A 14,218-nucleotide genomic window follows, 5' to 3' on the forward strand; every position below is an offset into this window, starting at 1 on the left:
TAACGCTGCCGCCGCCCCAGGTAATCAGTACCCGGCTGCCGGCGGGGATCTCGGCGGCCAGCTGGGCGACCTGGCCCCGGCCAAACAGAATGCGGGTGGGGTTGTGCAGGGTGAAATTGTTCATGGCAGGGGATCCAAATCGCTGAAGGGAGAAAAGGGTTGGCTTCATTCTGCGCAGCGCCCGCCGTTTGCTCAATGCACATTTCTGCCTGTTTCTTGCCTGATCCTCCAAAGTGCTGGAGAAACAGAGAGCGTGAGGCGATGATGCAGGGCGACATATTCAGCGGAGAGAGCAATGGACAGAGTGGCAATCTGTGAACGGCTGGCGCGCCAGGTCACCGGGCTGGTCAGCGGTAAACCTGGGGCGGTGGCGGCGGTGCCCGGCATCAGCCTGATCCACGCTGACCGCTACCGGGCCAGGCAGCCGGTGATGTATCAGCCGGCGATCGTCATTCTGTTTCAGGGGCAGAAAACCGGCTACCTCGGTAACAGCGTGTTTCAGTACGATGCCACTAAGTACCTGATGCTGACGGTGCCGCTGCCGTTTGAGTGTGAAACCTTTGCCAGCCCGGAACGTCCGCTGGCCGGGTTGTCGCTGCGGGTGGACGCGCTGGGGCTGCAGGATCTGCTGATCGACATCGGTGACGATGACGGCTTCCAGCCGGTGCCGCAGTCGAGCGGCATCCACTCGGCGCTGCTGACCGAAGAGATGCTCTGCGCCACCGAACGGCTGCTGGACGTGATGACCCGCCCGCGCGATGCCCGGGTGCTCGGCCCCGGGATCGTGCGCGAAATCCTCTACCACGTGTTGCAGGGGCCGTGCGGCGGGGCGCTGCTGGCGCTGGTGAGCCGCCAGACGCAGCTCAGCCAGATCGCCCGCTCGCTGCGGCGCATTGAGCACCACTTTGCCGACAGCCTGAGCGTCGATCTGCTGGCGGCGGAGGCCAATATGAGCGTCTCGGCGTTTCACCACAACTTCAAGGCGGTGACCAGCACCTCGCCGCTGCAGTATCTGAAGAGTTACCGCCTGCACCAGGCGCGGATGATGATGCTGCAGGAGGGGATGAAGGCCAGCGTGGCGGCGATGAAGGTCGGCTATGAGAGCGCGTCGCAGTTTTCCCGCGAGTTTAAGCGCTACTTTGGCGTCACGCCGGGTGAAGAGATGGCGCGTATGCGCCAGAGTGCGGCGTTATAACGCCGGGCAGCGGCAGGGCCTGCCGGCGAGCGTTAGCACGGTGGCCAGCCTCAACGGCCCTGCCCACCACGTGAGTTAATGCTTTTAGTCAGCCTGCGCGCCGTTTGCTTTTTACCACCAGCGCCACGCTGCCAATCAGCCCGAGGCACAGCAGCACCAGCGGCAGCACCATCATGCAGGCCATCACCTGATCCTCGTGGCGTTTGATAAACGGCACCTGGCTGATGGCGTAACCCAGCGTCACCAGAATTGACACCCACAGCAGCCCGCTCAGCCAGTTAAACAGCTGGAAACGCAGGTTGCTGAGGCCGGAGATACCGGCCAGCGTGGGCAGCAGGGTCCGCACAAACGCCAGAAAACGCCCGGCCAGTAGCGCCAGCAGGCCGTGGCGGTTAAACATTGACCATGCGCGCTGATGATAGTGCGCGGGAAGGTGCAGCAGCCAGCCTTTAACCACCCGGGTATTGCCCAGCCAGCGCCCCTGCAGATAGCTCAGCCAGCAGCCGAGGCTGGCGGCGACGGTAAGGATCACCATGGTCGGGATAAAGCCCATCACTCCTTTGGCCACCATCGCCCCGGCCAGCAGCAGCAGGCTGTCGCCGGGCAGAAAGGCGGCCGGCAGCAGGCCGTTTTCCAGCAGCAGCGTGGCAAACATCACGCCGTAAACCACCCAAATTACCTGCGGATTGGCCAGCGCCGCGAAATCCTGGTGCCACAGCGCCTGAACAATCTCGTGCAAAACACCCATTATGATTCCCGTTACCTGCGATTATCGTCGTATTCTACCCGCAAATGCGTTCCGGGATGTTGATCAAAGACGCGAACGGCATGCGCCGTTGCGTCTTTATTGAGGTCAGTTAAGGGAGTTTAGCCGTTCAGGCGGGTAAAACCAGCCTGCAGGTCATCAATCAGGTCATCGGCATTTTCCAGGCCGATGTGCAGGCGTACCAGCGTGCCGGTAAAATCGACGCCCCCCGCCGGGCGAATGTCCGCCAGCTCTTCCGGCTGGTTGGCGAGGATCAGCGACTCAAAGCCGCCCCACGAGTAGGCCATGCTGAACAGGCTGAAGTTGTCGAGGTACAGCGCCAGCCGTTCGGCGCTGAGCCGCTCTTTCAGCACAAACGAGAACAGGCCGCTGCTGCCGGTAAAATCGCGCCGCCAGAACTCATGCCCCTTGCACTGCGGCAGCGCCGGGTGATTGACCGCCGCCACCTCATCCCGCTCCGCCAGCCACTGCGCCACGCGGATGCTGCTCTCTTCATGCTGGCGCAGGCGCACCGCCAGCGTGCGCAGGCCGCGGCTGGTGACGTAGGCGGTATCGGCATCGACCATCTGCCCCATCAGGTAAGAGTTTTCACGCAGCTGCGCCCAGCAGCGTTCATTGGCCACCGCGGTGCCGATCATCGCGTCGGAGTGGCCGACCAGGTACTTGGTGCCGGCCTGAATCGAGATATCCACGCCAGAATCGAGCGCGCGGAACAGGATGCCGGCCCCCCAGGTGTTATCCAGCATGATGATCGCTTCCGGCGCTTTGCGGCGCACCGCGGCCACCAGCCCCGGGATGTCCGGCACTTCCATCGTGATCGAGGCCGGTGACTCAAGGAATACCACGCGGGTGTTGGCCTGCACCAGGTCGCTGATGTCGGTGCCGGGGCGCGGATCGAACCAGCTGGTGGTGACGTTCAGCTTGCTGAGAATTTTGCTGGCGAAATCCTGGGTTGGTTCATAGGCACCACCGCTGATCAGCACGTGGTCGCCGGCGGCGACAAAGGCCAGAATGGCGTTGGCCACCGCCGCCGCACCGCACGGGTAGAGCACGCAGCCCGCGCCGCCTTCCAGCTCGCTCATCGCCTCCTGCAGCGAAAAATGGGTCAGGGTGCCACGGCGACCATAAAACAGCTCGCCGCTGGCACGGCCTGCGGTGGCGCGTTTTTTATCCGCCACGCTGTCAAAAACCAGCGAAGAAGCACGCTGAATAACGCTGTTTACCGATCCCTGCGTGTAACGTTTACTGCGCCCGGCGCTGATTAAGGTGGTTTCCAGTTTCCTGGTCATGGTAAGGCGGGTCCTTGTGGTCACTTTTGTCTGTTTTTTTACGTTAACACGGCTGACGCCACGGGGACATTCAGCGTCTGAGTAAGTGATAAAATTTCACAACGCAAGTGTCCGAAGCCACAGAAAGCAAAAAGTTGTTCAAAAATTGCCTTACAGAGTGTAAATAGTAATGAGAACTACTATCAATTCCCCGCTTTTTTGATATGATCCGCGATGAATTTTTCGTAATCCGTACTCAGACGTTGGAGAAACAGCGTGACAAATGATTTGATGCAGACGGACCTTTCCGTCTGGGGCATGTATCAGCATGCGGACATCGTAGTAAAAGCGGTAATGATTGGGCTGTTACTGGCATCGGTTGTCACCTGGGCCATCTTCTTCAGCAAAAGCATCGAACTCAGCTCGGCGCGCCGTCGCCTGAAGCGCGAACAGCAGCTGCTGTCCGGCGCACGTTCGCTGGACGACGCGACCAAAACCAGCGACGGTTTCAGCGCCAACAGCCTGAGCAGCGTACTGGTGCAGGAAGCGCAGAACGAGCTGGAACTCTCTGCCGGTTCTGACGACAACGACGGTATTAAAGAGCGGACCGCGTTCCGCCTGGAGCGCCGCGTAGCCGCCTTCAGCCGCCACGCCGGCCGCGGTAACGGCTTCCTCGCAACCATCGGGGCCATCGCGCCGTTTGTCGGCCTGTTCGGTACCGTATGGGGCATCATGAACAGCTTTATCGGCATCGCCAAAACCCAGACCACCAACCTTGCGGTGGTGGCACCGGGGATTGCCGAAGCGCTGCTGGCGACGGCGATCGGCCTGGTCGCCGCGATCCCGGCGGTGGTGATCTACAACGTCTTTGCCCGCCTGATCGGCAACTACAAAGCCTCGCTGGGCGACGTGGCTGCCCAGGTGCTGCTGCTGCAGAGCCGCGATCTTGACCTGGCCGCCAGCGAAGATGCTCACCGCGTTAAGTCTGCGCAGAAACTGCGGGTAGGTTAAGCGTTATGGCCATGCGATTAAACGAAGACCTCGACAGCAACGGTGAAATGCACGAGATCAACGTAACGCCGTTTATCGACGTTATGCTGGTGCTGCTGATTATCTTTATGGTCGCCGCGCCGCTCGCCACCGTTGACGTCCGCGTCAATCTGCCTGCGTCCTCCAGTGCGCCGCAGCCGCGCCCGGAAAAACCGGTGTATCTGTCGATCAAAGCGGATAACCAGCTGTTTATCGGCAACGATGCGGTGACCCCGGAGACGCTGGTGCAGGTGCTGACCCGGCAGACCGAAGGCAAGAAGGACACCACCATCTTCTTCCAGGCCGATAAAACCGTCGACTATGAAACGCTGATGAGCGTGATGGATAAGCTGCGTGAAGCGGGATATCTGAAAATTGGCCTGATGGGCATGGAAACCGTCGCGAAGAAGTAAGCGTCGGATCTAAAAAAGCCGCTAACCTGCGACAGGTAGCGGCTTTTTTTATGGCAGCAGGTCCGGGTTACGGCCAGGAAACGGCCTGTTCCGCCAGCCGGCGCGCCCGGTACTGCTTCACCAGCGGTTGGATCAGCAGCGTGCCCGCCAGCCCGCAGACGGCGGCAATGCTCAGCCAGACGCCGGGCATCGCCTTATCGCCGGTGGCGTGGATCAGGTAGCTGCAGATGGCCGGGGTAAAGCCACCAAACAGCGCGGTGGCCAGGCTGTAGGCCAGCGAGAAACCGGTCGCCCGCACGTCGGCTGGCATCACCTCGGTCAGATATACCACCATCGCGCCGTTGTAGCTGCCGTACAGGAACGACAGCCACAGCTCGGCCTCCAGCAGGTGGCTAAAGCTGGGGGCGTTCACCAGCCAGTGCAGCACCGGCCAGGCCGTCGCGATCATCAGCAGGGTAAACAGCAGCAGCAGCGGGCGGCGACCGACGCGGTCGGACAGCGCACCCATCACCGGCAGCCAGAACAGGTTAGAGACGCCGATGCACAGGGTGACGAAAAAGCTCTGCTTATCGCTCATCATCAGCACCGTTATGCCGAAGGTCGGCGTGAAGGCGGTGATCATATAGAAGCTGACGGTGGTGGTGACCACCATCAGCATGCCCGCCAGCACCAGCGCCCAGTTTCGCACCACCGAGCGCAGCACCTGACGCAGGGTCGGATGGTGTTTACGCTGGCTGAAGGCTTCTGTCTCTTCCAGCATGCGGCGGATCCAGAACAGGAACGGCACGATTAAACAGCCGATGATAAACGGAATGCGCCAGCCCCATTCCGTCACCTGGCCTTTATCCAGCAGGTGGTTGAGCAGCAGGCCGAGCAGCGCGGCAAAAATTACCGCAATCTGCTGGCTGCCGGACTGCCAGCTGACAAAGAAACCTTTTCTGCCCTCTGGCGCAATTTCGGAAAGATACACCGACACGCCGCCCAGCTCGACCCCGGCCGAGAAGCCCTGCAGCAGCCGCCCGAGCAGTATCAGCACCGGCGCGGCCATGCCCAGCGTGGCGTAGCCCGGCATCACCGCAATGGTCAGCGTGCCCATCGCCATCAGTCCCAGCGTCAGCAGCAGACCTTTGCGGCGGCCGTGCCGGTCGATATACGCCCCGAGAATAATCGCTCCCAGCGGCCGCATCAGGAAGCCGGCACCGAAGGTCATCAGCGTCAGCATCAGCGAGGCGAAGGGATCGTCACCGGGGAAAAAGGTTTTCGCGATGGCGCTGGCGTAGTAGCCAAACACCATAAAGTCGTACATTTCCAGGAAGTTACCGCTGGTCACGTTAAAGATGGTGCGGGCGTTACCCTGGCGGGAGGGGGAGGTCACATTGTTCATCACGGCTTCCTTGTGGTTTCCCTCCGTTTTATCCCGCCCGTCACGGTTTTAATGTGATGAGGATCACCGCAGGCGTTGCGCTGGCGCACGGATAAGTAACAAAAAATTAACAATTCCAGCCGTGATTAACCGTTACTCATCGATCAGAACGACACGTCTACCGACACCGTATCGGTGTAGGAGCCCGCCACCGGCGTATTTTGTGTGGTCAGGATGCGGGCGTTAAACGGGAACACCCGGGTGATGAAGTCCGCATTGGCCGTCACTGCGCTGCTGGACTGGCGGTCGGTACCGGTTGGTCCCCAGTAGGTGGTGCCGGTGCCCTTGTAGATCTGATAGGCCAGCAGGGTACTGCCGCTGATCATATAGCGCTGGGTTCCCGTGGCGTGCTGACCGTTGGTAATGCCGACGGTATAGGTACTGCCCTTAGTGCAGACCACGGTAATATTGCCGCTGAAGGTGGTGAACTGGCTGACCAGCGGCGCGGAACCGAAGGCGATCGGCTGCGTGGTCAGGGTAGTACAGTCGTTGGTGACGATCATGCTGACCCGCAGGGTCATCGTCGTGGAGCCGGTATTCTGCGAGCCGAGCAGGCAGGCTCCGAGCAGACCGATACCGGTACAGACGTTCCAGGTCACCAGGATCGACACGTCGGTAGTATAGGTGCCCGCCGCCACCACCGCGCCGGTGCGGGTATAAAGATAAATCGGAATACCAAAGTTGACCTGGGTGCTGCCGCCGAGGTTAAGCCCCAGCAGCTTGCTGCTGTCGATGGTATAGGTGTTGCCGGTGGTCAGCAGTTCATTGGCGCAGCCGGTATCAAAACAGATGCGAAACGGGATCACATCGCTGCCCAGCCCCATTGCGGGATAGGGAGGGGAGCTGAAGGTGGTGGCGGTCCCCCTCAGGGTTATCGTATCTGCCGATAGCAGCGCGAGGATCGCACCGGGGCCACAGTTAACGTTGATGGTCGAGTTGACGGAACTGGACGTGGTGTTGGCGGCAAACGAGGTGGCAGTGCCAAAACTGGCGGTCACCGGGCTGGGCACCGTACAGACGGCCATCGCCGGTGCAGCGCCCGCCAGCAGCAGGAAGGTAACGATCGACAGTAACTTTTTCATGGTGGGTTTCCTGCAGATGACGGGGCGGGCAGTGGTGTCAGTGCGCACTTCAGCGGGCCGTAGGTGGTCAGTGAGTGCGGACGGCCTTCAGGCACCGCCAGCTGCGTGCTGCAGCTGCGGCCATCCGGCGTATCCACGCGAATCGGGTTCTGTTCGGAGAGTTTCTCCATCCATACGATGCCGTCCCAGCCGACGTATTCGGTGGCCAGCCCCGGGCGGCTGACTATTGAGCCCACCGGCAGCGGCTGGCCCGCGCCGTCATGCAGGATCACGCTGGCGGCGCGCAGCGGCTCCACCGCCATGTTCAGCAGATAGCCACTCTGCCGTTTAACCGGGAAGCGTTGTTCCACATCGCTGGCGGTCATATCGGCCGGCAGATCGATGCTGTCGATAGAGTATTTCGCCGGGTAGTAAGCGTTGACGCGCGGCACCAGCAGGTAGCCGTTGCGGTTGGTTTTCCCCATCAGCTGATTTTCATACTGCACCTTAACGCCGGGATAACCGGTCTTCACCACCACAAAGGCGTCGTTGACCTGGTTGGCGGGCAGCACCTCGCCGTCCATCAGCACCAGCGAGCCGCTGAGCTGGGCAAAGCTTGTGCTGTTCTGTTGCGTGCCGTAGTAGCCCGCGGCGGTATCAATCTGCTGAGTGCGCCAGCGCAGCGTCGCCTGGCGATAGTCACCGCCGCTGCTGCTGCCCTGCCTGGCCCAGGCGGCATCGGCGGCAAAACCGCCGTCGGTCGGCATCGCACGTGACACGTAAAAGCGCTGGGCGGTATCGCCCTGCTGATTGCGCTCCACGCTGATGCTGCCGCTGAGCAGGTCGCTGAACGGCACCGACAGCGACAGCATGCCCGACCAGTCCCCGGCCTGCATATCGCGGCTGGCGGAGAGGTACAGATTGCTGTTGCCCCATAAACTTTTGCTCCACGACAGGTTCAGCAGCCGGGTACGGTCGCCCTGGCCGCTGGTAATGTCGATCAGCGCCGCACCGAGGTTGCCATAGCGATCCAGCGTGGCGCTGGCGTTGTACTGGCCGATGCGGCGGCTCATGCTGGAAAAATAGGTCGCTGGCACGGGCTGCCCGTCGCTGACCGGCTGTGGAGAAAGGTCACGATCGTAGCGGTCGGCGAACACGCCCAGATCGCCATAACCGGCGTCGCGCAGCGTATGCTGGGTGCTGAGATTGAAGCGGTTGGCCGTGTACTGCCAGCCCCAGCTGTACTGCCGGCCACCTTCGCCCTGCAGCCGGCTGCCGCTCATCGAACCGTTCACTACCCCCAGCGATCCAACGCGCACCTGCACACCGCTGCCGGCCAGCGCCAGCGACTCTGCCCCTTCCGCATGGCTCTCCAGCGTCAGCCAGTCGGTCACGCCGTAGCGAAAGGAGCCGCTGCTGGCCGCCGGGCCGTAGTCAAAGCTCTGCAGGCCGTAGTTTTCACGCAGCGCGCCGGCGGCAAACGAGAAGTCGCTGAGGCCGCTTTTCAGCAGGTTACCGGTGACGTAGAACGGCAGGGTGGTGGTGACCTGGCGGCCCAGCGCATCGGTGGTGACCACCACCGCGTTACCTGCGCCGTTAACAAACGGCATATTGGTCAGTGAGAAGGGGCCGGGCTGCACGTTACTGCTGCTGGCCTTATAGCCGTTCACAAACAGATCGACGGTGGAGGGCAGCGCCGCCTGGCCGGAAAACGACGGCAGCGGGTAGGTGATCAGGTCCGGGCGCACCGAGAAGTCACGGCCGATCTGGATGCCGCCCAGCCGCACGCTGTTGCTCCACCCGAGGGCATCGGTATACAGGTCACCGACGCGCACGCTGAGCACGTCATCTTCATTCTGGTTAGCCCACCAGCTGTCGTAGCGAATATAGCCGTTGTCGCTGTAGCCCTCCGCTCCGCTCAGGCGCTGCTGCAGGCTGCCGTTAGTGGAAAACTGGCCGTAGCCGCCGAACAGGCGTAACTCGTTCCACGCCGACAGCTGGGTGCCGCCGCCGCTGCTCTGCCGGGTGTAAATATCGTAGTTAAACAGCGCGCCGACGCTGCTGCGCGCAGCAAAGCGTGGGCCGTTGCTGAGCGGCTCGCCGAGGGTCTGCTGCGGCAGCCACGCCGCCGGAACGGTCAGCAGAATACGCTGGCTGGCCGCGTCGTAGCTGGCTTTTACCCCGTCCAGCGCCGAGACATCCACCAGACCACTGCCGAGCTTAGCTGCGGGAATACCGGCTTTTTGCAAATCCTCTGCGCGCAGCAGGTAGTGCTGGTCGCGAAATTCGACCGGCACCAGGTCGCTGCCGTCGCGGCCGTTCACCGACAGGCCCAGCATATAATTCTGTTGCTGAGTCGCCCCCATCGCTGGCGGCGGGGGTAAACCGTCGAAGGTCTCCGCGCCGGCCGGCCACGAGGGCAGGCAGCTCAGCAGCCCGGACAGCGCCAGGCCGCAGCGGTGTAAAGCCGATCGACAGATGACCATCGGCTAGCGTGAAGCGCCGCTACGCCAGTTTTTATTATTGCCGAGGCTGGCATTCAGCTCGCCGCTGGCGGAGGCAGGAACGCCGACCGGGAAGGTGTTGCTGCTGCCCGCCAGCACATAGCCAAGCAGCCCTTCCGACACCTTACGGCCGCCGATCGTCACGTCGCTGAGGCGGGCGTGGCCGCTGCCGGCGTTGCTGATCTCCAGCGCGTTTTTGCCGTTCTGATTAAGCAGCCGCCAGCTCAGCTGAGGCTTAGCACTGGCCGCGCTGAGGCCGGGGCCGTAGACAAACAGCGGCACCGAATATCGCATCTGGAAGTTCAGCCCGCTGCCCTGCTGGCCCGGCTGTTTCGGCGTGGGGATCTCATCCAGCAGGATGCGATAAGCCTGCTCTTTACCGGCAGCGGGCATCACCTGACGCACCAGCCGGATCAGCTGTTTTTTGCCGGGTTCAATCCGCACCATCGGCGGGCTGGCCATCACCTGCTGCTGGGTCTGAAACTGCTCGCGGCCGCCGGCCTGCTGCCAGAGGAACACGCGCACCTGCATCAGCGTGGTATCGCTGCCGCGGTTTTCAATCCACAGTTCGGCAGCGTTATCGTCGCTGCCGATTTTCGGATCGATCGGAGAAATTAGCACCGAGTTCCCGGCAGCGACGTGCCATGAAATCAGACTGAGCACGACAAAGACAAATTTCCTGGCGAAAGAAGCGGTCATAGTCATCCTTTTAATTGCGTCCATTGCACTACCAGGTCAGCGTTACCGTTAACGTATCGCTGTAGGTACCTGCGCGGTAAACCCCGCTCAGTGACAACCGGCCGTAGACAGGTAGCGTAATATTATTGGCATTGGTCAGCGTGGGTATCGTGACGTTCTGATTCACCGGAATGGCGGTGGTCATTCCGGCATCGCTGTACAGGGTGTAAGCCACCAAATCGGTGTTATTCGCCACCTTCAGGTTGCGGCTGGTGCCGAAATTGCTGCCGCCGTTAATGCTCATCAACAGGTTAGTTCCCGGCGTACAGGCCAGCGTCAGGGTGGCGTTTTTGACAAAGCTGGCGGTGAGCGTCGCCGTGCCAACCCCGGCGCGGCTGCCAAAATCCAGCGCCCCCATCACCCCGAGGTTGGTGCCTGATATGACGCAGCCGTTGCTGATGGTGGCGCTGACCGCCATCGGTGCCGCGGCGGGCATCGCCGCGTTGCGATGGCAAAACAGCAGCAGCGGCAGCAACAGCCCTGCACGACAGCGCCTTAACCCGCGCCCCAGTTCTGACGGCACCCTGATTTTCCAACTGTCGATCAGTAGTTAATCGCGACGGTAATAGTGTCGAGATAATCGCCGGCCGGGATCAGCGGGTTATTGCCCCCCTGGGTAATCCGACCGTAGATCGGATAGTTGGCTCCCAGCGTTGGGCTGGCGGTACCTGACGCGGTCAGGTTAACGCCGTTAGCGATCGGCGTGGTTGATGCTTCAGACGGATAGAGCGTGTAGGCCACGGCGCGGGTAGCATCGGTCGCCGTCTTCAGGTAGCGCGGCGCGGTGCTGACAAAGCCAAAGATATTGGCAACGTCGGTCGGCGCCGCATTAGCGCTGCCGGTCACCTGTACCGTCGGCGTGGCGCCGGTGGTACAACGCACGTAGATACCGTTACCCGCACTGCCGATCAGCACCGCGTTCAGGTCGGTAAAGATGGTGGTGCTGGTGCCGAAGCTCAGGGCACCTAAGTTGATATTACCGCTGGTCGGCGTCGGTGAGCCGTTGACCAGACAACCGTTGGTCAGCGTCAGGGTGACGTTAATGATCCCGTTGGAGGTGGCAGCAAAGCCCGAAGAGGCCATGCCGAGCCCAAGTGCGCAGCCCAGCAGAAAAAGCTTATTTTTCATAACCATTCCTTAATGATTAGAGTGATTAAAGTGCTTTTTCGCCTGATGAATTTTCACGTAAGCCGGGCTTAACGTGGCAATAAAAATAGATGAATGCCTGTCACTCAGTGTGTGAATCAGGTCAATAATTTCTACTACTTGAATTAACAAGTTAGCGCAATTTGACTTAACTATAGAACAGTCTGTAAGCGGGTGTGAAGAAGATTCTCAAAAATTTATTTAAGTGTTAACGCTTTAAAATATAAAGAAAGCTTCGGTGTTGTGTTGCCTGGTAAAAAAAAATCAAGATTTATCTGATACCGGTCTAGGCTATTGAGAGGGGGGGTGATAAGGTTCCCCGACGAAAAAACTCTTTTAATAAACATGATGAATTATCGGGTTTTAGTCTGGCCCCTCATGACCTTCTTTGGTGCTATTCGCCACTAAGGATTCACCGGCCTGCCGGCCGACGCCAAATGACCCGGTGAACCGCTCTGAAGAATTACATTAGCAAAATTAATTTATACTGAGTCAGGAAATGGCTTCTGCTTCCAGGATTTTCACATGCTCATGAGTTCCTACGACCAGCTACTGGTTACTGTTTCTTTTATTGTCGCTATTCTGGCCTCGTATACCGCGCTGGATATGGCTGGCCGGGTCGCGACGTCGACCGGGAAAGTGGCAAACGTCTGGCTGGTGGGCGGCGGTTTTGCGATGGGCATCGGCATCTGGGCAATGCACTTTATCGGCATGCTGGCGATGAGCCTGCCGGTGGAGATGAGCTATAACGCCCTGTTGACCGGCGTGTCGATGCTGATCGCCGTAGCAGCATCGATGTTTGCCCTGTGGGTGGTCTGTTATGGTGAGCTGCCGTGGTACCGGCTGGCCGGTGGCGCGGTGATTATGGGCAGCGGCGTGGTGGCGATGCACTACACCGGCATGGCCGCGCTGATGGTCGAACCGGGTATTGTCTGGCACTGGGGCTGGGTGGCCGTGTCGGTAATGATTGCCTTTGGTGCCTCTGGTGCCGCGCTGTGGCTGGCCTTTCACCTGCGGCTGAAAATGGGCTACCTGACGCTGAAGCGCGGCGGCGCGGCGGTGGTGATGGGCCTGGCGATCGCCGGTATGCACTACACCGGCATGGCCGCCGCCAGTTTCCCGATGGAGAGCCACACGGCCCATCTGGGGGTCAACAGCAGCTGGCTGGCGATCCTGGTGATCGTGGTCACGCTGGCGGTGCTGGGGATCACCCTGCTGGTATCGATGCTCGACGCGCGGATGCAGGCGCGTACCTCAGTGCTGGCCTCATCGCTGGCCGAAGCCAACCGTGAGCTGGCCCAGCTGGCGCTGCACGATAACCTGACCCGGCTGCCGAACCGTATTCTGCTGGAAGACCGGCTGGACCAGGCGCTGAATAAAGCCACCCGCGAAGACTCTAAGTTCGCGCTGATGTTTATGGATCTTGACGGTTTCAAGGCGGTCAATGACGCCTTTGGCCACCATATCGGTGACAGCCTGCTGATCGCCGTCAGCGAACGGATGAAAGAAAAGATGGACGGCCACCATACGCTGGCGCGGCTCGGCGGCGATGAGTTTGTGCTGCTGATCGAAATCGACGATCCGAACGATGCGGCCACGGTTGCCGATGCGCTGGTCAAGGCGGTGGAAGCGCCGTTTGATATCTCCCGCTATGAGCTGGTGGTGTCGCTCAGCATCGGTATCGCGGTGTTCCCGGGGGACGGAGCCGATGAGCGCGAGCTGATGTTTAACGCCGATGCCGCCATGTACCACACCAAGAATAATGGCCGTAACGGTTATACCTTCTTCCAGCCGTCGATGAACACCATTGCCCAGAGCCAGCTGCAGCTGATTAACGATCTGTGGCTGGCACAGGAACACCGCGAGCTGCGCCTGTTCTACCAGCCGAAGTTCTGTGCGCCCAGCGGGCCGGTGATCGGCTTTGAGGCGCTGCTGCGCTGGCAGCATCCGCAACGCGGCCTGTTGACGCCTGACGTGTTTCTGCCGCTGGCGGAGAAAACCGGCCTGATTATCAGCATCGGCAACTGGGTGATTGATGAAGCCTGCCGTCAGCTGCGCGAGTGGCATCTGCAGGGCAATACCCAGTGGTCGGTGGCGGTCAACCTGTCGGCGCTGCAGTTTGAGCAGAGCGGGCTGGTGGAGACGGTGGTGGCGGCGCTGCAGAAACACCAGATCCCGGCGGAACTGCTGACGCTGGAGGTCACAGAAACCACCGCGATGCGCGATCCGGACGAAAGCGTGCGCATCCTCACCCGGCTGACCGGGCTGGGGGTAAAAGCGTCAATTGACGACTTTGGCACCGGCTACTCCAGCCTGCTGTACCTGAAGCGACTGCCGGCAAGCGAGCTGAAAATCGACCGCGCGTTTGTCCGCGAGCTACAGGCGCAGACCGAAGATGCCACCATCGTCACCGCCATCGTTGCCTTAGCACAGACCCTCAATCTGAAGGTGGTGGCGGAAGGGGTGGAGACGGCGGAACAGCAGGATTTCCTCACCAGCCTCGGCTGTAACACCCTGCAGGGTTACCTGCTCGGACGGCCGATCCCGGCCGATCGGGTACCGGAACTGGCGGATTATGTCAGTAAAGACGCCAGCCCTGCGGCGAATAACGCCGCCGGTGGGCTGGCCGCCAGCCGTCAGGGCGCACGCTGACCGGTGCTTCCCACAGGTGCCGC

12 protein-coding genes and 1 pseudogene are annotated in these 14,218 nt (G+C 60.8%); 4 read left to right on the plus strand and 9 right to left on the minus strand.

All coding sequences use genetic code 11. From position 1 onward, the window contains the following. Window positions 1-124: pseudogene (locus NV64_RS11865) on the minus strand (NADH-dependent alcohol dehydrogenase); the annotation flags it as partial. 171 nt (window positions 125-295) lie between these two features. Between NV64_RS11865 and NV64_RS11870 the strand changes: the two are divergent. Next, window positions 296-1,195: an AraC family transcriptional regulator gene (locus NV64_RS11870; protein WP_056231477.1), complete on the plus strand. Its 900-nt coding sequence runs from the start codon at window positions 296-298 to the stop codon at window positions 1,193-1,195. A gap of 88 nt (window positions 1,196-1,283) precedes the next feature. On the opposite strand, the gene NV64_RS11875 is transcribed toward NV64_RS11870, so the two are convergent. Then, entirely contained in the window at window positions 1,284-1,943 is a 660-nt protein-coding gene (locus NV64_RS11875; RefSeq protein ID WP_056231479.1) for a DedA family protein, read from the minus strand. A gap of 119 nt (window positions 1,944-2,062) precedes the next feature. Beyond that, on the minus strand, window positions 2,063-3,250 hold the full coding sequence (gene metC / locus NV64_RS11880) for a cystathionine beta-lyase (RefSeq protein ID WP_101505988.1): 1,188 nt from the start codon (window positions 3,248-3,250) through the stop codon (window positions 2,063-2,065). Window positions 3,251-3,505: 255 nt separating this feature from the next. On the opposite strand from metC, the gene exbB reads away from it, so the two are divergent. Beyond that, window positions 3,506-4,240: a tol-pal system-associated acyl-CoA thioesterase gene (exbB, locus tag NV64_RS11885; RefSeq protein ID WP_056231487.1), complete on the plus strand. Its 735-nt coding sequence runs from the start codon at window positions 3,506-3,508 to the stop codon at window positions 4,238-4,240. Between the two features lie 5 nt (window positions 4,241-4,245). Then, on the plus strand, window positions 4,246-4,671 hold the full coding sequence (gene exbD, locus NV64_RS11890) for a TonB system transport protein ExbD (RefSeq protein ID WP_101505989.1): 426 nt from the start codon (window positions 4,246-4,248) through the stop codon (window positions 4,669-4,671). 67 nt (window positions 4,672-4,738) lie between these two features. Here the strand turns inward: exbD and NV64_RS11895 are convergent, their stop codons facing one another. The 6 genes from NV64_RS11895 to NV64_RS11920 form a co-directional block, all read right to left on the minus strand. Further along, on the minus strand, window positions 4,739-6,055 hold the full coding sequence (locus tag NV64_RS11895; protein ID WP_199177655.1) for an MFS transporter: 1,317 nt from the start codon (window positions 6,053-6,055) through the stop codon (window positions 4,739-4,741). 143 nt (window positions 6,056-6,198) lie between these two features. Continuing rightward, window positions 6,199-7,176, minus strand: a complete 978-nt coding sequence (locus NV64_RS11900; protein ID WP_056231491.1) for a spore coat U domain-containing protein — start codon at window positions 7,174-7,176, stop codon at window positions 6,199-6,201. Then, window positions 7,173-9,641 (minus strand): fimbria/pilus outer membrane usher protein, encoded by a 2,469-nt coding sequence (locus NV64_RS11905; protein ID WP_056231493.1) that lies wholly within the window; start codon window positions 9,639-9,641, stop codon window positions 7,173-7,175. Before NV64_RS11905 ends, NV64_RS11900 begins: the two co-directional genes overlap by 4 nt. A 3-nt stretch (window positions 9,642-9,644) precedes the next feature. Next, window positions 9,645-10,358 (minus strand): molecular chaperone, encoded by a 714-nt coding sequence (locus tag NV64_RS11910; protein WP_233208974.1) that lies wholly within the window; start codon window positions 10,356-10,358, stop codon window positions 9,645-9,647. Between the two features lie 28 nt (window positions 10,359-10,386). Next, window positions 10,387-10,833 carry a spore coat U domain-containing protein gene (locus tag NV64_RS11915; RefSeq protein ID WP_082502263.1) on the minus strand — a complete coding sequence of 149 codons (447 nt, stop codon included), beginning with the start codon at window positions 10,831-10,833 and terminating at the stop codon, window positions 10,387-10,389. A gap of 107 nt (window positions 10,834-10,940) precedes the next feature. Next, window positions 10,941-11,525, minus strand: a complete 585-nt coding sequence (locus NV64_RS11920; protein ID WP_056231502.1) for a spore coat protein U domain-containing protein — start codon at window positions 11,523-11,525, stop codon at window positions 10,941-10,943. Between the two features lie 543 nt (window positions 11,526-12,068). Between NV64_RS11920 and NV64_RS11925 the strand changes: the two genes are divergently transcribed. Next, complete coding sequence (locus tag NV64_RS11925) at window positions 12,069-14,195, plus strand: bifunctional diguanylate cyclase/phosphodiesterase (protein WP_056231505.1); 2,127 nt, start codon at window positions 12,069-12,071, stop codon at window positions 14,193-14,195. Window positions 14,196-14,218: the final 23 nt, after the last annotated feature.

Source organism: Erwinia sp. B116 (assembly GCF_002865965.1).
In the GTDB taxonomy this organism is placed as follows: Bacteria; Pseudomonadota; Gammaproteobacteria; order Enterobacterales; family Enterobacteriaceae; genus Erwinia.